This window comes from Streptomyces sp. NBC_01296 (genome assembly GCF_035984415.1).
Classification (GTDB): Bacteria; Actinomycetota; Actinomycetes; order Streptomycetales; family Streptomycetaceae; genus Streptomyces.
In genome coordinates, this window is sequence record NZ_CP130720.1 from 462,521 (window position 1) to 480,924 (window position 18,404).

Genomic DNA, 18,404 nt, shown 5'->3' on the forward strand with positions numbered 1-18,404 from the left:
ACTCCGGGCCGGACCCTGGACACCACCCTCACGTCTCGCGCATCCGCGCGTATTTCTCGCGCTCAGGATGGGCGGCGCGCTCTCCCTCAGCTTGTCGAGTGACCAACAACGTCAACCGCTGAGTCGAGTCGGTGAAGTTCGTCGGCTGCTTCCATCTGGCGGGGGTTGTTCAGCCCGACCAGGGCCTCGTGGGCCGCGGTCAGGGTTTCGAGGGCCTCTTGGTGCCGGGCCAGGTGGCGCAGGACGATGCCGAGGTCGAGGCGTGCCGGTGCGCTCCAAGCAGGCATCTGGGCCGCTTCGAAGCGGGTGAGCGCATAGCGCAGGGGGCCTTCTGCGTCGTTCCATCGGTGGAGGGCCGCGTAGTCGTTGCCGATGTGCTGGCGGGTGACTGCCAGGTAGAGGCCGATCAGTTCTTGTGGTTTTCCCGGGACGCCGGCGCGGCAGATGGCTTCGCTGCGTCGGTGGATGGTCAGGCCTTCCCGGGCGCGGCCGGCCTGGCGCAGGTGCTGGCCGAGGGTATTGAGGGCTGTCAGTTCGGCGAGGCGGCTTTGTGCGCCGGTCTGCTTGCCGAGGTGGTCCGCTGCTTCTCGGAGTCGGGTGATGGACTCTTCGGTCCGTCCGAGCCGGTGAAGTGCTCCGGCCGCGTAGCCCAGGGCCCAACCGACCTGGAGCTGGTCGCCGCATTCGCGGGCCGCGGCCAGGGCGGTCTGTGCGGTGGTCAGGGCGGCGGCGTGGTCGTAGAGGCACATGTTGTAGGCCCAGGCCAGGTAGTTGAGGTGGATGGCCTCGTCGCGTTTGCTGCCCAGGGCGCGGGCGGAGTCGACGGCCCACTGGAAGACCTGCGCCCACAGTTCCCAGTGCAGGGTGCGGTCGGAGAACCAGTGCATCGCCTCGGCGGTGTCGATGACCTGCTGGTGCAGGCCGTCGGCGTGGGCACGGCCCAAGGCCGCGAGCCACTGGGCCCGCTCGGCCTCCAGCCAGGTTCGTGCCTGGTCGTGGTCGGCGGGCGCGGTGGCGGGGTCGGGGTCGGGGTCGGCGTCGGGGGTGGCGCCGGGGTGGGGTTCGGTGTCGAAGAGCCGCGCGGCGGCGGTGGCCCGGCGCAGTGTCCACAGGTCGGCCCGGCTCTGGGCCGTGGTGAGGTGCGCAGGCTCGTCCTCTTCGGCCAGTTGTTCCGTGGCGAAGAGGTGGAGGAGGTCGTGGAAGCGGTAGCGGTCGGCGGTGGGGTGGGGCTGAAGCAGTCCTGCTTCGGTGAGTTCCTGTGTGCACCTGGCTGCCTGTCGCAGCGGCAGGCCGGTCAGCAGTGCGGCGCTCTGGGGGCTGAAGTCGGGGCCGGCAGCGAGCGAGGCCCGGCGGAAGAGAGCGCGCGTGGGCCCGGACAGCTGCCGGTAGGACAGGGCGAAGGCGGCCCGGACCTGCAGTGAGCCGGCTTGCAGGATGTCCAGGCGCGTCGTGTGTTCGGCGAGCTGGGCTACGAGTTTGGCGAGGTGTTCGCCGGGGCGGGAGGCCAGGCGTTGTGCGGCGATACGGACGGCCAGGGGGAGGTGCCCGCACAGGTCCGCCAGGTCGCGGGCGGCCTGGCTCTCCTGCTGGACCCGGTGCGGTCCGATGACGCGGGTGAGGAGCTCGACTGCTTCCTCGCGGCGCAGCAGCGCGAGTTCGGGGCGGTGGACGGATTCGAGGCCGGCCAGGGTGTTGCGGCTGGTGATGAGGGTGAGCGTGGGGCTGTGGCCGGGCAGCAGGGGGCGGACTTGGTCCTCGTCGGCGGCGTTGTCCAGGAGGAGGAGGACCCGGCGGTCGCGCAAAAGGGAGCGCAGCAGGCCGCTGCGGTCGTCCGTGGTGGTGGGGATGGCGCTATCGGGGGTGCCGAGGGCGCGCAGGAGCCGGGCGAGTGCGTCACGCGGCGGGGTGGGCCGGGGGTCCATGCCGCGCAGGTCGAGGGCGTACTGGCCGTCCGCGAAGTGGGGGGCGAGGGAGTGGGCGGCGTGGACGGCGAAGGCGGTCTTGCCCAGGCCGGGCTGTCCGCAAACCACCGCGACGGGCGGGTGGGCGGGGTCGAGGTCTTCGACCAGGGTGCGCAGCCGGTCCAGGACGGGGCCGCGGGCGGTGAAGTCGCTGAGATCGCGCGGCAATTCGAGTATGTGGTGCGGGGCGGCCGGTGTCCTGGAGCGGTCGGCCGACGGGCCGGCGGGCCCGGCGGGACCGGCTGCGCGGCGAGAGCGGGGACGGCCCAGGGCGGCGGCGTGTTCGAGTTCCCCGGCGGCGGCGGTGTCCAGGCACAGGGCGGTGGCCAGGGCCTGGACGGTGCGTCGCTGTGGGCCCAGGGAGCGCCCGCGTTCCATGTCCGACAGGGCCCGCACGCTCACCCCCGCGGCCTGTGCCAGCTCCTCCTGGCTGAGCCTTGCGCCCGTCCGCAGGGCATACAGGCGCGCGGCGAACCCCCCGTTGCTCATGACTGAAATCCCCTGGTCAGCGCGGTCCCGCCGAAGTGGCGGACCCTACCGACAGAAGTATGCCAAAACGTTACTTCGACTTCTGCCTGCGCAACTTCGTGGCCCGCCCCCGGTCGACGCCGGTCACCGGCGTACGGCGGCCGGGGCGTCGGCCTTCCACACCGCCTTCGCGGACGCCCCTTCGGCGAGCAGGTCAGCCTCGATCCAGTCGCGATTTGGGCTGCCAAGCGACGCACCAGCTACGCGGAGCGGGCGGCCGCCGCTGCGACGGGCGGGCCGTCGGGAACGGGCGTGCCGGTACCCGGCAGCAGCCGGAGAGACCCGCAACGCGCAGGCTGCGCCGTCGGGTTCGTGCACACCCGGGCCGACCCCGGCACCCTGATCGCCCTGCGCTTCGCCGACGGGCCGCAGGTGCGCTGCCACAGCCGCAACGTCGACAATGACCCGTGACCTGCGGCCCGCAGGCACCCACTGCAGGATCTGGCGATACGGGCCGCAGCAGATGTGTCGGCCGGTGACGTATCGGTACCCATACCACGCATAAGCAGGGAAGTAAGCTCTCCGTTTATTCGGACTGGCTGGATATGATCGATCTGCACCCTCACCCCACGGGGCCGCGTCGGCAGTTCCCCCATGCCCTCTCCCGAGGACCGTGCTCGGCCGTCCGTGGGCCCCTCCCCGTTCCACCGCTCCCGAGGACCGATGTCTCCGATGGAACCCGAAGGTCCACCAAGCCCGCCTCCCCCTCGGCGCCGCCGCACCGTGCGCCTGCGCACCATGCTGGTCTGCCTGGCCGTCGTCCCGACCGTGGCGATGGCCGCCCAGGTGACCGTGACCGCCCAGCGGTTGCTGGCCCAGTCCGAGCACCTGCGCACCGATGTGGAAGCCGGCGAGCGCATCGGCGTACCGCTGGTCGGGCTCATGACCCAGCTGCAGGCGGAGCGGGTGATGACGGCGGCGCGCTGGGCGGGCACCTCCGTCGCCGAAGACGACCTGCGCGAGAAGCGGGCGGCAACGGACCGTGCGGTGGTGGAGATCCGGCGGGTCTCCGGCAACGGCAGCGACGCTGCGGAGCCTTCAGGGCAGGGCGGCGGGCACCTCGACGAGGTGAGCGCCCGGCTTGACCAGCTGGCCGCGTTCCGTAAGCGCGCGGACGCCCACAGCGGCAGCGCCGACCAGGTGGTCGACTACTACACCGGTGTGATCGGCGACATCATCCGTGCATACCAGTATGAATTCAGCCACGCGGAGGATGCGGAACTCGCCCAGGAGAGCAGGCCCGCCGTCGCGCTGTACTCCGCGGGAGAGATGGTCGCGCGCGAAGACACCCTCCTCGCTCTGGCCGGGCCGTCCAAGGAGCTGGCGGCCACCGGTTTCTCCGAGTTGCTCGATGCTCTCGGCACCCACCGGTACCTCTACGACACCTGGATCGTGCCGTACCTGTCGCCCGCGGAAGAGGCTTCGTACGACAAGCTCACCGCCTCGGACGCCTGGCGCACCAAGATCCGCATCGAGAATGCGGTCGTCAGCAACCACCAGGACACCGCGTCCGGAGTGAAGCTGCCGGCCGATGTCAGCGGCTGGCGTGCCGCCCACGACGCGTTCGCGCCGCAGTTGGCCGCGCTCAACGCGGACCGGTCGCGGAGCGTGCTCGCGCACGCCGATGCGAAGGCCTCCGACCTGGAGACCGAGGTGTACTGGCTGGTCGGGGGCAGCGGCGGCACCCTCCTGCTGGTCACCGCGGTCGTCGTCCTCACCACGCGGTCGGTGCTGCGCAGGCTGAACCGCCTGCACACCCGTACGGTCGCCATCGCAGAGGAGACTCTGCCCCACGTGGTGGCCCGGCTCCAGCGCGGGCAGGCCGTCGACGCCGAGGTGTTGCCGACCGTGGGCGGGCACCAGGACGAGGTCGGGCGGATCAGCGACGCCTTCGCCCGTGTCGTCGCCGTGTCCGTCGACGGACACCGGCAGCTCGCGGCCGAGCGGCACGGGTTCGGCCTGTTCGCCTCGGGCATCGCCTCACGCACCGGAAACCTCGTCAGCCGCCAGCTGAGCCTGACCGAGGAACTCCAAGACGCCTTCGGCCACGACGAGGCGCTCCTGGCCCAGTTGATGCGGTCCGATCAGTTGACGGTGGGAATGCGGCGCCAGATCGAGAACCTCCTCATCCTCGCCGGTGGTGAGATCCCGGACCCGCACACCGAGCCCATGCGCCTGGCCGACCTGCTGCGAGAAGCCGCCGCGGAGGTCGAGGACTTCCGGCGGATCGAACGCCATGCGCTGGACGAGGCGAGCGTGCAGCCGCACGTGATCAGTCAGATCAGCCACCTGCTGGCCGAGCTGCTGGACAATGCGACCCGGTTCTCGCCCCCGCGCTCGAAGGTGGTCGTGCGCGCCGAACTGGCGGCGGACGGGCTGTCGATCGAGATCGAGGACCGCGGACCGCGCGTGGCGGCCGCCGGGTACGAGGAGATGAACCGGCGCCTGCACACGGCGCCGCCGTACTCCGTCCTCGCAGAGAACGCGCACCGGCTGGGCCTGTTCGTGGTGGGCCACCTGGCCGACCAGCTCCAGGCCCGGGTCACGCTGCGGCGCTCGGTGTACGGGGGGACGGCGGCCGTGGTGGTCCTGCCGGGCGAGCTGCTCGTGCCGACCGAACGGAAGGGCGAGCGGGCGCTGGTCCCTGCGTCGGGGCCCGGGCCGGCACCCGACCGGAATCCGGATCCCGCCACCGCACTCATGCCCGTACGGGGCCCCGCCCCCGAGGCCCTGGCGGCCCCCGCCCTCATGCCCGTACGGCTGCGAACCGAGCGGGCGTTGCCCGCTCGCTCCGGACCCCGTGACGGCGCGCGGCCGCCCCTGCCCGAGCGCGTCCCGCAGACCCACCTCACCCGGCAACTCCGCGGGCCCCGCGCCCCGGAGCCGGATGCCGGCCAGGACACGGCGACACCCGAAGAGGTGGCCGACGCCTGGGCGGACTACGAAGAGGGGACCCAGAAAGTGGAAGCAGAGCTCAGACAGGATCAGCCATGACCACGACAGCCAACGACATGATCTACAGCGTCCTGGACAACAACCTGAGCAGGATCGCCGGCATCCAGGGAGCCGTGCTCCTGTCCAACGACGGGATCAAGCTCAGCGCCTACCTGCTCGAGCGGGACCAGGCGGAGCGCATCGCGGCCGCGTCCTCCGGGATCGCCGCCACGATGAAGGCGATATCGAGGGAGGTCGGCGGCGGCGGGGTCATCCGCCAGCTGGTGGAGATGAACGACCGGTATCTCTGCATCGTCGGGTGCGGGGAGGGCAGCACGCTCATCGTGGTGACCTCCCGCAAGGCACGGCTCGGGGAGCTGGGAGGCGAGGCGGTCCGCACTGCCCAGGCGCTCGGCGAGTGGCTGGGCACCCCCGAGCGCACCCCGCTGCCGACGTCGACACCGACGTCGACGTCGTAATGCCGGACGAGCCGCAGCCTCGCCGAAGCCTCCGCCGGACCCGGCTGTACGCGTTGACCGACGGACGTACAGCCGCCGCTCCGCAGACCGTCCTGACCATGGACACCACGATCGTGGCGGCGGTCTCCGAGGACGACGCACTCAGTGGCCTGCCCACCGAATGGCGTGCCGTCCTTGCCATGTGCGCGCCGTCGGGCGGACTGGCGGTCGCCGAGATCGCCGCGCGGATGCAGATCCGCCTCACTCCGATGACGCTTCTCCTCGGCGAACTCGCGGACCGGGGGCTCATCCACCATCGGCCGCCCCTGGAAAAGGCCGAGACCACCAATGTCCACCTGCTCATGAAAATCAGGGACAACCTTGCCCGGATATGACACCTCCGATGCTCCGGCCCCGGAGGCATCCCCCGTCAAGATCCTCATTGCCGGTGGATTCGGGGTCGGCAAGACGACTCTGGTCGAGGCGGTCTCCGAGATCGAGCCGCTGCGTACGGAGGAGCGGCTCACGAGCGCGGGCGTCGGTGTCGACGACCTTGACGGCATCGAGTCCAAGACGTTGACCACCGTCGCAATGGACTTCGGCCGGATCACCCTCGCCGACGCCGGAGTCGTCCTCTACCTGTTCGGCACACCCGGCCAGGAGCGGTTCTGGTTCATGTGGGACGACCTGCTGAACGGGGCCCTGGGGGCACTCGTACTCGTCGACACGCGGTGCCTGGACCGCGGCTTCCCGGCCATCGACTTCTTCGAGAGCCGGGGGCTGCCGTTCATCGTCGGCGCGAACTGCTTCCACGGCGAGCAGCCGTACACCGCCGAGGAGATCGCCGCTGCACTGCACCTGCGCGACCCGGCCACGCCCGTTCGCCTGCTCGACGCCCGCTCCCGTACGGACGCCCGCGACGCCCTGCTGACCCTGCTCGACGTGGTCATCGCCGAGGCGCGGACCGCGGCGAGCGCCTGATCGGCACGAGCGTCTCATTTGTGGCCGACCGCCCACTGTTTGGTCGATCGGAACTGACGTACAAGTGAAGGCCGTGCAACATCCGGCCGGCCCGTGCTCGGGGAAGGCACAGCGGTCGGCCGAACCGTGCTCGTTTCGTCCGATCATTTCAGGGGGCAACATGCGCATGCGTTTACGTGCCTGGGTTCTGGTGGGCGCGGGCCTGCTCGCCGCGGGGGCCGGTCCGGCGTACGGGGCTGACACGTCCTCGGCCGATTCGGCGGCGGGGTCCGTGCAGTACACCGTGCAGGACCTCGGCACCCTGGGTGGTACCCGTAGCAAGGCGACCGCCATCGACGGCAACACGGTCGTCGGAAGCTCGCAGACGAGCGGCAACGCCGCCGAACACGCCTTCGCGTACGACCTGCGCCGGCACACCATGACCGATCTCGGGACGCTGGGGGACTCCAGCCGGGCGACCGGCGTGGAGGGGGGTTACATCGTCGGGGAGTCAGACCTCTCCGCCCACGGCCCGACGCACGGATTCGCCTACAACGTCCGCACCCGCCGGCTCCTCGACATCGGCACGCTCGGCGGCAGCACCACCAACGTCACCGGCCTGGGCGGTGACACCGTGGTGGGCACGTCTTCGCTCTCCGGCGACATGGTCACCCACGCGTTCGCGTACAGCCTGAGCACCCGGACCATGACCGATCTCGGCAGCCTCGCCGGCCCGTCGGGCAACAGCACCGCGGCGGCCGTCAGCGGTGCCATCGTCGTGGGCAGCTCCTCCCTGCCGAACACGCCCGCCGCCACACAGCACGGGTTCGCGTACAACCTCCGCACCCGGACCATGACCGATCTCGGCACCCTCGGCGGCAGCTCCAGCACAGCCAACGACATCAGCGGCTCAACCGTGGTCGGCCAGTCCCGAACGGCCGGCAACGGACTCACCGGATACGCCTACGACCTCCGCACCGGCATCCGCACGGACCTGGGGTCCCACTTCCTGACCGCGCAGCTGATCAGCGGGAGCACCGTGGTCGGCGGCGACGGATTGCTCTCCAGCTCGCTCGACCTCATGACGCACGCGAGCGCCATGATCGGCTCCGGGCGTGGTGTCACCGAGGTCAAGCAGATCACGGGGAACGTCATGGTCGGTGACAATTTCGCCCCCAACTCCTTCGCCTTCGTCACCCGCGTCGACAACAGCGACTTCACCTACCTGGCCTCCCTCGGCGGCCTCAACTCCTCCGCGACGCAGGTCAACTCCCGCGGCGTCGTCGCAGGCAGTGCGGCACTTCCGCCCGCTGACCCGTTCACTGCCAACGGCCCTTTCCATGCCGCCGTCTGGGTGCCGCACACGGTGGCGTAGGGGACCGAAGCCGCGCCGGCTTCTGAACAGCCGCCCCGGCACGGCAGGAGTGAACACCGAGTCCCGCCGTAGCCTTCGGCGCCCGACCGCCAACCGTGCACGAGCTCGTCAGGGGGGCGTCCGACAAACCGGGCGTACCCCTCCCCAGCTGCCGGGCAGGCGCTGTGAGCTGCTTGTACGTGCGCTGTAATGTTCCGCTGATCCGAGTCGTTGATCGGGCAGTCGTACATTCAAGGGGGCGGTCGGGGCATGAACTCGAGCAGTTCAGCCGGAGATTCGCGGGCGGGCGGCCAGGGCCGCCGCACGCCCGCCGGAGCGGCGCCCGCGGCCCCCGGCGGGCGCCTGGCGGCCCTCGACGGGGTCCGGGTCCTCGCGGCACTCGGCGTGCTGTTCTACCACTACTTCGCCCTCGCGACCGCCTGGGGCGAACCGCCGGAGGACATCTTCCCGACCGCCCACCGGCTCGCCGTCTACGGCTGGCTCGGCGTCGAGATATTTTTCCTGGTCAGCGGCTTCGTCATCTGTATGAGCGCCTGGGGCCGCACCGCGGGCGACTTCGCGGTGTCCCGGGTCTCCCGGCTCTTCCCCGCGTACTGGGCGGCCGTCGTCTTCACCTCCCTGGTGCTGTTCGGCTGGCCCGAGGTCAGACAGGTCAAGGCGTTCAGCGACGTCATGGTGAACCTGTCGATGCTCCAGAGCGGCATCGGGGTCCCGAACATCGACGACGCCTACTGGACCCTCTTCGTCGAGCTCAAGTTCTACGTACTGTTCGCGATCGTGGTCATGCGCGGCGTGACCTACCGCAACTGCGTCCTGTTCTGCGCGGCCTGGACCCTCGCGGGCATCGTGGCCCCCTCCGCCGACGACGGCGTGCTGTCCTTCTTCGCGGCCTCGTCCGCGTCCCCGTACTTCATTGCCGGAATCGCCTTCTACCTGATGCGCCGATTCCGGCCGAACGCCGTCCTGTGGGCCGTCGTCGGCGTCCAGTTCCTCCTCGCACAACACCATGTGCACGCCCGCATGATCTCCAGTCTGGGCCGGGCCGCCACCGACCGGACGCCCGCCTGGCCCGCCCATCTGATCATCGCGGCGGGCTTCGCCGTCATGGCGGCCATAGCGCTCGGCGCCCTCGACGGCATCCAGTGGCGCTGGCTCCCGCACGCCGGTGCGCTCACGTACCCGCTCTACCTGATCCACATGATGGCCGGGCTGACCTTCATCCACCACTTCCGCCGCGAGATGGCGCCCGTACCCCTGGTCATCGCAGTGACCACCTCGATGCTGCTGCTCGCCTGGCTCATCCACCGGCTCGTGGAGCGCCCGCTCGGCCGGCTGCTGCGCGACCGCCTGCGCCGCGGGGTGCAGGACATCCGGTCGGGCACCCCGTGCGGGCCGTTGGTCGACCTGCTTCCCGCGCAGGCCTCCGCGCCCGAGGCGGAACGCATCCCGGCCGTCCGCCAGTGACCTGAGTCCTCGCCGTCCCCGTTCGACGAGGAACCGACGATCGCGACCCTGGAGGTCAGTCTTGGTCTTCCGTGGCCCGAGACCGCGGACCGGACGGTCCCGGTCCGGCTCGAGGACCTGCCCGTCGACCGGTGCGGCATGGTTGTCGGCGACGCCACAGGGCTGGACGCGTGGGGGAAGGGACGACGAGCCGGCCGACGGGCTCGCCGATGTGTCCTATTGGGGCCGGGGCCTCATGGTCTCGGTCGACGAGCACACCGATTTCCACCTCTTCCGGCGGGCCGGGTGGCACCATCCGCTTCGCGTCGGCGCGGTCGAGGTCGGCGGCTGCCATGTGCTCGGCATCGAATGGGACCAAGGCGACCACTCGATCAGGCACCGCGGTGAGCGGGATGCCGGCCAGGCCTATCCGGTCACGTTCGAAGCCGACAAGGCGGGAGAGATGGTGATGCGATGGACCATCCCGCCCTACGACTTCGACAACGAATGCGAGTGATGAGCCCCGGTCCGGGGGTTCACCACCGCCCTGGGTCCTGAGACAAGAGTGACCGGCCGCGGCGTGAGACAGCCCGAAATCCTGCGCGGTCTCAGCTGAAGTTCACGCTGGACAGGCGCGCTCTGTAGAACTGGCCCGTATACCCGTAGCCCTCCAAGGAGCGGCGGAAGGACTTGTTGCCGACACTGTCGAAGAACTGTATTTCGCTGTTGCACCAGCTGTACTTCCCGATGCCGCTGGCTTGCTGCCAGAAGGATTCACCGGATGCGATGCGGGAGAAGGATTTCACGCCGGAATCCGACTGGGGCATTCTGGTGAGGGCGCCGGTGGCCTTGTTGAACCGTTGGACGGAGCCGCCTCCGGTGACGAGCAGGTAAGCGGCGTCGCTGTAGTCGGCGTCCAGGCTGTGACCGTTGAAGGGGTCGGGGGCGGGGAAGGTGTGTCCCCAGACCTTGACGAGTCTGGTGTCGAGGTGGCTGCCGGTGACCTGGTACTTGGTGATGGTCCAGGTGCCCAACGCCCACAGGTAGTTGCCGTCGTACCAGAGCCCGTGGGCGCCTTCGACAGCGATCTCCTGCACGTTGGTGAGAGTGCTGGGGTCATCCGAGTCGGTGGGCCCGTACACGGTGAGGAACCCCGGGTATGTGATCTTGCCCGAAGGGGATGTGGAGGCGGTCACGACGGCGCTGATGCCGGGGATCCGTTCGATGGAGTGCGGGTTGCCCTTGGGAGCGGCGGACCACAGCAATTCGTCTCCGTCGCCCATGTTCACGATGCCTACCCGGCCCCCCGAGGCGGTGACCAGGGCAACCCAGCCGAACGCGGTCGTCTCGCGGAACTTGATGTCCGACAGGAGATTCCAGTCGGAAGTGGCGGGCGCCTGCCACCTCCACAGCCGATTGGCCGGGGTCCAGAGCACCGGACCGCCCGGATGGATGAGGATTTGATTCCTCGTCTGCTCGCAGACGGCCACGTGGTAGGTGCCGGCGGCTCCCGCTCTCGCTGCTGTCGCCAGTGACTCGAGGGGAGCGCCGACGGTCACGGCCGCGACGCTTTTCAAGAGTGTCCTGCGATTCATGGGAATCCTTAAGTGTGGGTAATCATGCATGAGTTGGCGGTCGCTACCACCGGTTGCCCGTGGAGACGGTGCAATCGGTGCTGCCAGACGGAGTGAGCGGCAGGCTGCTGCGGAGCGGAGGCGCGGTACCGAAGGCGCGTCAGTGGTTCGGGATCGGCGGTCTCGGGCTGGTCATGGGACGCGGATACGCGTGCGGACGAGCGTCCGCAGCATCGCCGCGCCCGCCGCTACGGCGCAGAGGAGCAGCACCACCACGACAGCGAGGCTCTCAGGCCGGCCGGCGCCAACCGGGTCCGCCCACGCCGTATACAGCGTGATCGGCAGCTTCCAGCTGCTCCACGCGAACAGCGACCCCGACCCGACCCAGCCGAACACCAGCGGCAGCCAGCGGGGCAACCGGGCAGGTCGCGCCCGGGCGACCATCCCGACGGCGGCGGATCCGGCGAGCGCCCAGAAACCGGAGACGGCTCCCAGCACGTACCAGTCGGTGACCCGCCCGGCCGGGTGCGCGATTCCCACCGTGCCGCCGACCGCCCAGTAGAGCCAGACCAGCCCGACCGCCGCACCGACGGCAGCCGCCCATGGCGACGCCGTGCGCGGGCCGTCGCCGACTCGCCCGGCGAACGCTTCCGGCCAGCGCCGCCGCAGGTACGCGGGGACTGCGAGGGCCAGCCCCAGCCCCATCCCCAGAAAGCTGAACTGGACCAGTACGCCTTCCCAGACCGGCATGGCCGGATCCTCGCCGCCGCCCTGTGAACCGCCGCCCCCGTCCAGGAGTGCACCGAACACAGCGAACGGCAGTATCGAGACGAGGAACCCCGACCCCACCCACGCACAGAACGCGACCAGCGCCCCCGGTATCCGCATCCCCCATGGCCGCACCAGAGCAAGCGCCAACGCGATCCCGATCGCGGCCATGCCGATCGTCACGGTATTGAGTACCACCCACTCCGCCACACCGAACCCGTTGCCGACCGGCAGTACCCCCACCAGAGAGCCGACCACCCACGAAACCTTGATCAACAAGTACGGCAGCAGCGCCAACGCCGCCCCATAAGCCGCACTGCGCCCGACCCGATCCCACCGATCCACCCGAACTCCCCCTCCGCCAGCAGGAATCCCATCCTCGAACGTCACCCCGGCCGGCCACATCCCCCGCCGGCCGCACCCGCTCTCCCCCATCCGGGGGTGGTACCGCAGGACCACCCGCACGAGCGCCGACAGACTTGCTCAGGATGTCGGCTCTTTCCGTACAGGGAAGGACGGCCGGATCGTAGGCTCCGCCTCGTACCCGTAACCGCCGACGGCAGCCGACGGCGGGCGCCCCTTGCCCGTGTCCGCACGGGACTTCACGAAAGTGCCCCATGAGCCTGGAAACACTGATCGGTTCACTCACCGCGGCCACCGCCGACGAAGACGCCCCGCTGCGGCCCACGCTGTACTCGCTCGACGACCCCGCGCAGCGTACGGCCCTCGGTGCGCTCGTGGAGCGCGGCGAGGTGGCCGCCGTCCGGGACGCGCTGGCCGAGCAGGTGGCGGAGTTGCTGACCGCACGCAGGCCGGACTGGTCCCCCGACCCGGATGAGCTCGCCGCCGCCGTGGAGGCGCACCTGGGTGGGCGGCCGGCGAGCGCGTACGGGTCGTGGGCCTGGTACCCGTGGTCACGGCAACTCGTCCACGTACTGCCCCGGGACGAGTACCGCGAGCTGCGGCAGTCCCGCAACCGGTACAAGATCACGGCCGAGGAGCAGGAGCTCCTCACGGGCCGTACGATCGCCGTGATCGGCCTCTCGGTCGGGGCGGCGAGCGCGGTCACGCTCGCCCAGGAGGGTGTGGGCAGCCGGTTCCGGCTCGCCGACTTCGACCGGCTGTCGCTCTCGAACCTCAACCGCCTGCGGGCCTCGGTCGCCGATGTGGGCCTGCCCAAGGTGGTGATCGCCGCACGCCAGATGTACGAGATCGACCCCCATCTCGACATCGAGGTCTGGCCGCAGGGGCTCACCGAGGAGAACGTCGACGCGTTCCTGACCGGCGGCGGGCGCGCCGATCTCCTGGTGGAGGAGTGCGACGACCTGTACATCAAGGTGTACGCCCGCGAGCGGGCCCGCGCGCACCGCATCCCCGTGTTGATGGAGACCAACGAGCGCGGCATGCTGGACGTCGAGCGGTTCGACCGCGAGCCGCACCGCCCGCTGCTGCACGGGCTGTTGAGCGGCGTGGCGGCCGCCGACCTCAAGACGCTGTCCACACGCGAGAAGGTGCCGTACGTCCTGCGGATCCTCGACCAGGAACGGCCGTCGGAGCGGTTCGTACCGTCGCTGGTCGAGATCGGGCAGACCATCTCCTCCTGGCCGCAGCTCGCCTCGGGGGTGGCGCTCGGCGCCGCACTGGTCACCGACACGGCACGTCGTCTGCTCCTGGGGACGTTCACCGCGTCGGGGCGCTACTTCGTCGATCCCGCGGAGCTGGTTCGCGACGGCACGGAAACGATTCTGCGATCCGAAGAGCCTCCCCCGGCCCGGGCCGCGCGGGAGGTGGCGGCGCAGGAGGCCGCCGCGCCCCTCCACCTCCCCGAGGCCGGACGTCCGCTGGACGAGGAGGCGGTACGCCGCCTCGTCTCGTACGGGATACAGGCCCCGTCCGGCGGCAACGTCCAGCCGTGGCGGTTCGTCTCGCGGGGGCGGGTGCTGGAGTGCCGGATCGACGACGACCTGGCGCCGACGCTGCTCGACTTCGAGCGGTCGGGCAGCCATCTGGCGATCGGAGCGGCGGTGGAGAACATCGACCTGGCCGCCCGCGCCGCCGGATGGGCCTGCCGAGCCCGCGTCTTCCCGGATCCGGCCGATCCCGGCCTGGTCTTCGAACTCTCCTTCACGGACGGGGACGACGGGGACGACGGGGACGACGAGGCGGGCGCGGCGGACGGGCCGCGGGTGCCACTGGCCCGGTGGATCGGGCGCCGTACGACCAATCGCGCCCCGGGCACGGACACTCCGCTCGCGGGTCCGGACGCCGACGCGCTGACGCGGTGCGCGCAGGAGAGCGGAGCACTGCTCGACCTGGTCACCGAACGGGACGGGTTGGAAGAGGCCGGCCGCATCCTGGGCGCCTGCGACCGGCTGCGCATCATGTCACCGGCGCTGCACCGCGACATGATGGCCGAGATGCGCTGGGACGAGGAGGAGGTCCGGCGCACCCGGGACGGCATCGACGTCGCCACGCTCCAGCTCGACCGGACGGACCTGGCCGGCATCTCCATCGCCCGGCACTGGCCGAACCTCGCCTTCATCCGGCGGATCGGGGGCGGTGCCTCGTTCGAGGAGGGCGCCCGCAAACTCGTCGCCGCGTCCTCGGCGATCGGCGTCCTGAGCATTCCCGGCACGACGCCCGACGCCTACGCGCGCGGGGGCCGGGCGCTCCAGCGGCTGTGGCTGACCGCCGCCTCGCGCGGGCTGGCGGTGCAGCCGCTCACCGCGCTGCTCTACCTCCTCGCGCGCGTCGAGCGGGGCGGCGGAGCCGGGCTCGACCCCGAGGAGATCGCGACCCTGCAGGCCCTGCGCACCAGGCTGGCCAAGATCCTGCCGCACCGCCCCGACAACGCCGAGCTGATCCTGGTCCGGCTGTCGTACGCCCCACCGCCCGCGGTCCGCTCGCTCCGCCGCGACGTCCGCTCGTGCCTGCGCTTCGCGGGGGCGAAGGGCGCCTGACGGTACCGGTCGCCGATGAAAGCGGACAGCGGTCCTTTGCGCATCGGCCGATCGGATGACGAGCAGGAGCCGGTCCGGGGGCGGGGCGGTCTTGAGCACGGGGAGAGGATCGAAGTCAGAACAGGTGGCCGCGAGGCCGTGGAGCGGATGAGGGGTACGGGATGAAGGACGTCGATCGCCGGTTGCTGGACGCCGCGCGGGCCGGGAACGCCGTTGCCGTACGGGCGGCGGTCGAAGGGGGCGCGAACATCGAGGTGCGCGACGAGGAACTGCGCACGCCGCTGCTGCTCGCCTCCCTCGGGAACCGCGTGGAGGTGGCGAGGGTACTCGTGGCGGCAGGCGCCGACGTCGACGCCCAGGATGCCCGCCAGGACAGCGCCTGGCTGGTCACCGGGGTGACCGGCAGCGTGGCGATGCTGCGCGTGCTGCTTCCGGCCGGGCCGGACCTGCGGCGCACCAACCGCTTCGGCGGCGTGTCGCACATCCCGGCGAGCGAGCGCGGGCACGTCGCGTACGTACGGGAGGTACTGGCGGTCACGGACATCGACGTCGATCACGTCAACCGGCTCGGCTGGACCGCCCTGCTGGAGGCCGTGATCCTCGGCGACGGGGGCCCGGCCCACCAGGAGATCGTACGGCTGCTCCTCGCGGCCGGAGCGGACCGGGACCTGGCGGACGGCGACGGGGTGACGGCGCTCGCGCACGCGGAGCGGCGCGGGTACACCGAGATCGCGGAGTTGCTGCGGTGAGCGCGCCGCGCGTTCCCCGGCCCGGAAGGCATCGGCTGGCGCTGGTCCTGGCCGGGGTCGGCGTGCTCGCCGGGTGCGCGGCGGGCGGTGGCGGTGGCGGTCGTACGAGCAGCCCGGAGGGAGCCGGGGCCGCGGCGGCACCACGGATCGAGCCATCGGCTGCCGACGCGGCCGTGCCCACGGCGCGCGGCACGCTCCTGGTCACGACTTCGGCGGTTCGACCGTGACCTTCGTGGATCCCGCGCGCGGCCCGGTCGGCTCGGTGGAGGTGGGGACCGTCCGTACGGGCTGGCGCTCGGCGCGGACGGGCGGGCGTGGGTCGCGACGGCGGAGGGCGTCGCGGTGGTGGACACCGCCACGCGTACCGGCCTGGGCCGCATCCCGTACCGCACCCGCAGCGGGCCCGTGACCACCGGCGAGTACCGGGGCGGCGGGATGGGCATCGCGCTCGCGCCCGACGGGCGGCGCCTTTACGTGGGGGTCAACGTGCCCGGCGGCCCGGGGGTGCTGGAGGTCATCGACACGGCCACCCGTACGGTGACCGCCACCGTGCCCGTCGGCCGCCGCCCCTTCGACGTGGACGTCGCGGCGGACGGCGGCGAGGTGTACGCGACCGGGCACGACTCCTACGACGTGACGGCGGTGCGCGCCGACACGCTGGCGGCGCGGCGACTGGTGGTCGCCCCTTACGGGGAGCAGGGCCTCGGCTCCTGGCTGAAACCGCACTACGCGGTGGTGCGGCCCTCCGACGGGCGGCTGTTGCTGCCGTTCGAGGGTGAGAGGCTGGCGGTCCTCGACCCCGGTACGGGCCGGGTCGCCGTCGAGCCGATGACCGCGGACATCCACCAGCACGGGGCCGCCCTCGCCCCCGACGGCACGCTGCTGGTGGTCGGCGCGGCGGAGGACCAGGACACGGCCTCGCTGACGGTCCGGTCCCCCGGTGGGACGGAGCGCACGGTCCCGCTGGACGGGCCGCACGAGGACGTCGCGGTCACCGCGGACGGCCGCACCGCGTACGTCACGGGCGGCTTCACCCGGGACGGCCACTGGAACGGGATCACCGTCGTGGACCTGCCGAGCGGTACGACACGCCGACTCGAGGCGGGCGCACGGCCCCTGGGGGTCGTGGTGCTGTAGGACGGCGGGGTGACTCCGGCCGTCAGGCGCCTCCTCCGGAGGGCGTGACGACGATCTCGCGCTTGAGGATCTTCCCCGTGGGGCCCTTGGGGAGTTCGGTCGTGAAGGTGACGATCCGCGGGTACTTGTACGCCGCCACCCGCTCCTTGACGTAGGCCCGGATCTCTTCGGCCGTCGCGTCGGCGCCCTCGCGCAGGGCGATCACCGCCGCCACCTCCTCCCCGTGCACCTCGTGCGGCACGCCGACCACTGCGGCCTCGGCGACTGCCGGATGCTCGTACAGGACTTCCTCTACCTCCCGCGGGTACACGTTGTACCCGCCGCGGATGATCAGGTCCTTCTTGCGGTCGACGATGAAGTAGAACCCTTCCTCGTCGACGCGGGCCAGGTCGCCGGTGTGGAACCATCCGTCGCGTACGGCCTCCGCGGTCTCCTTCGGGCGGTTGACGTAGCCGTTCATCACGTTCTCGCCGCGGATCGCGATCTCGCCGACCTCGCCCGGGCCCGCTTCGGAGCCGTCCTCTGTGACGAGCCTCATCTCGACCCCGCGGATCGGTACCCCGATGGAGCCGGCCTTGCGCGGGCGGTCCGGGTGGTTGAAGGAAGCCACCGGCGACGTCTCGGAGAGGCCGTAGCCCTCCAGCACCGTGGCGTCGAAGCGCCGCTCGAACCCTTGCAGCACCTCGACGGGCAGCGCGGCACCGCCCGAGACGGCGAGGCGCAGCCGGGAGGCGTCGAAGCCGTCGGGGAGTGCGGCGTGGAGCAGTGCCGAGTACATCGTGGGTACGCCGAGGAACACGGTGACCCGGTCACGGTGCATGACCTCCAGCGCCCGCTGCGGATCGAACCGCGGCAGCAGGGTCAGCGTCGCCCCCGCGGCCACGGACGCGTTGAGCGCACAGGTCTGCCCGAACGCGTGGAACAGCGGCAGGCCGCCGAACAGGATGTCGTCGGGGCCGACTTGGATCAGGGTCTCGGCGGTGGTGGCCGTGTTCGAGACCAGGTTGCCGTGCGTCAGCTCGGCTCCCTTGGGCGTACCGGTGGTGCCCGAGGTGTAGAGGATCAGCGCAGGGTCCCCGTCCTGCCGGTCGACGAGGCCGGACAGCGGTTCGGCGGCCGTGAGCAGGGCGTGGAACGCCGAGGGCTCCGTCACCAGGCACTCGGTCCCCAGCTCGGCGGCGGCGCTCGCGACCTCCTGCGCGAACAGCGGGGACGCCACTGCGACACGCGCCCCCGAGTCACGCAGGACGTACGCCACCTCCCGGGCCCTGAGCAGGGGGTTCATCGGCACGACCACGCCCCCGGCCCGCAGGACCCCGTAATAGACGACGGGGAACAACGGCACGTTGGGCATGGTCATCGCCACGCGGTCACCCGGCCGCACGCCGCGGCCCTGCAGCACCGCGGCGAACCTGGCACTCGCGTCGTCCAGTTCGGCGTAGGTCAGGGTGGTGTCGTCGTGGCGCACGGCGACGTGATCGCGGCGGGCCGCCGCGGAGTTCACCAGAAATGCGGCGAGGTTGGTCATGCCGACAGTCTCCTCTCTCGTTCTGTTCA

General features: G+C 71.1%; 13 protein-coding genes and 1 pseudogene. 10 read left to right on the plus strand and 4 right to left on the minus strand.

Features of this window, described 5'->3' with window-relative positions; translation table 11 throughout:
• Positions 1–86: 86 nt before the first annotated feature.
• Positions 87–2,450: a helix-turn-helix domain-containing protein gene (locus OG299_RS02285; RefSeq protein WP_327360234.1), complete on the minus strand. Its 2,364-nt coding sequence runs from the start codon at positions 2,448–2,450 to the stop codon at positions 87–89.
• 762 nt (positions 2,451–3,212) lie between these two features.
• On the opposite strand from OG299_RS02285, the gene OG299_RS02290 reads away from it, so the two are divergent.
• From OG299_RS02290 to OG299_RS02320, 7 genes are all read left to right on the plus strand, one after another.
• Positions 3,213–5,483 (plus strand): sensor histidine kinase, encoded by a 2,271-nt coding sequence (locus OG299_RS02290; protein WP_327360235.1) that lies wholly within the window; start codon positions 3,213–3,215, stop codon positions 5,481–5,483.
• Positions 5,480–5,902 carry a roadblock/LC7 domain-containing protein gene (locus tag OG299_RS02295; protein ID WP_266637999.1) on the plus strand — a complete coding sequence of 141 codons (423 nt, stop codon included), beginning with the start codon at positions 5,480–5,482 and terminating at the stop codon, positions 5,900–5,902. Before OG299_RS02290 ends, OG299_RS02295 begins: the two co-directional genes overlap by 4 nt.
• Complete coding sequence (locus OG299_RS02300; protein ID WP_266637997.1) at positions 5,902–6,276, plus strand: DUF742 domain-containing protein; 375 nt, start codon at positions 5,902–5,904, stop codon at positions 6,274–6,276. Before OG299_RS02295 ends, OG299_RS02300 begins: the two co-directional genes overlap by 1 nt.
• Entirely contained in the window at positions 6,263–6,862 is a 600-nt protein-coding gene (locus OG299_RS02305) for a GTP-binding protein (protein WP_266637995.1), read from the plus strand. Before OG299_RS02300 ends, OG299_RS02305 begins: the two co-directional genes overlap by 14 nt.
• A 160-nt stretch (positions 6,863–7,022) precedes the next feature.
• Positions 7,023–8,216: a hypothetical protein gene (locus OG299_RS02310; protein WP_327360236.1), complete on the plus strand. Its 1,194-nt coding sequence runs from the start codon at positions 7,023–7,025 to the stop codon at positions 8,214–8,216.
• Between the two features lie 249 nt (positions 8,217–8,465).
• Positions 8,466–9,680, plus strand: a complete 1,215-nt coding sequence (locus tag OG299_RS02315) for an acyltransferase family protein (RefSeq protein WP_327360237.1) — start codon at positions 8,466–8,468, stop codon at positions 9,678–9,680.
• 235 nt (positions 9,681–9,915) lie between these two features.
• The gene (locus OG299_RS02320; protein ID WP_266637990.1) at positions 9,916–10,176 is read left to right on the plus strand and encodes a hypothetical protein; all 261 of its coding nucleotides are present in this window, start codon (positions 9,916–9,918) and stop codon (positions 10,174–10,176) included.
• Positions 10,177–10,267: 91 nt separating this feature from the next.
• Here the strand turns inward: OG299_RS02320 and OG299_RS02325 are convergent, their stop codons facing one another.
• On the minus strand, positions 10,268–11,254 hold the full coding sequence (locus OG299_RS02325) for a hypothetical protein (protein ID WP_327360238.1): 987 nt from the start codon (positions 11,252–11,254) through the stop codon (positions 10,268–10,270).
• A 171-nt stretch (positions 11,255–11,425) separates the two neighbouring features.
• Positions 11,426–12,346 (minus strand): hypothetical protein, encoded by a 921-nt coding sequence (locus OG299_RS02330; protein ID WP_327360239.1) that lies wholly within the window; start codon positions 12,344–12,346, stop codon positions 11,426–11,428.
• 272 nt (positions 12,347–12,618) lie between these two features.
• Here OG299_RS02330 and OG299_RS02335 point away from each other — a divergent pair, with 272 nt between their 5' ends.
• The 3 genes and pseudogenes from OG299_RS02335 (at position 12,619) to OG299_RS02345 (ending at position 16,847) form a co-directional block, all read left to right on the plus strand.
• Positions 12,619–14,961, plus strand: coding sequence for an Rv1355c family protein (locus OG299_RS02335; RefSeq protein ID WP_327360240.1), 2,343 nt, complete (start codon positions 12,619–12,621; stop codon positions 14,959–14,961).
• Between the two features lie 161 nt (positions 14,962–15,122).
• Positions 15,123–15,710: an ankyrin repeat domain-containing protein gene (locus OG299_RS02340; RefSeq protein ID WP_266637982.1), complete on the plus strand. Its 588-nt coding sequence runs from the start codon at positions 15,123–15,125 to the stop codon at positions 15,708–15,710.
• A gap of 62 nt (positions 15,711–15,772) precedes the next feature.
• Positions 15,773–16,847: pseudogene (locus OG299_RS02345) on the plus strand (YncE family protein).
• A 22-nt stretch (positions 16,848–16,869) separates the two neighbouring features.
• Here OG299_RS02345 and OG299_RS02350 read toward each other — a convergent pair.
• Positions 16,870–18,375, minus strand: a complete 1,506-nt coding sequence (locus OG299_RS02350) for a long-chain-fatty-acid--CoA ligase (protein ID WP_327360241.1) — start codon at positions 18,373–18,375, stop codon at positions 16,870–16,872.
• Positions 18,376–18,404 lie beyond the last annotated feature (29 nt).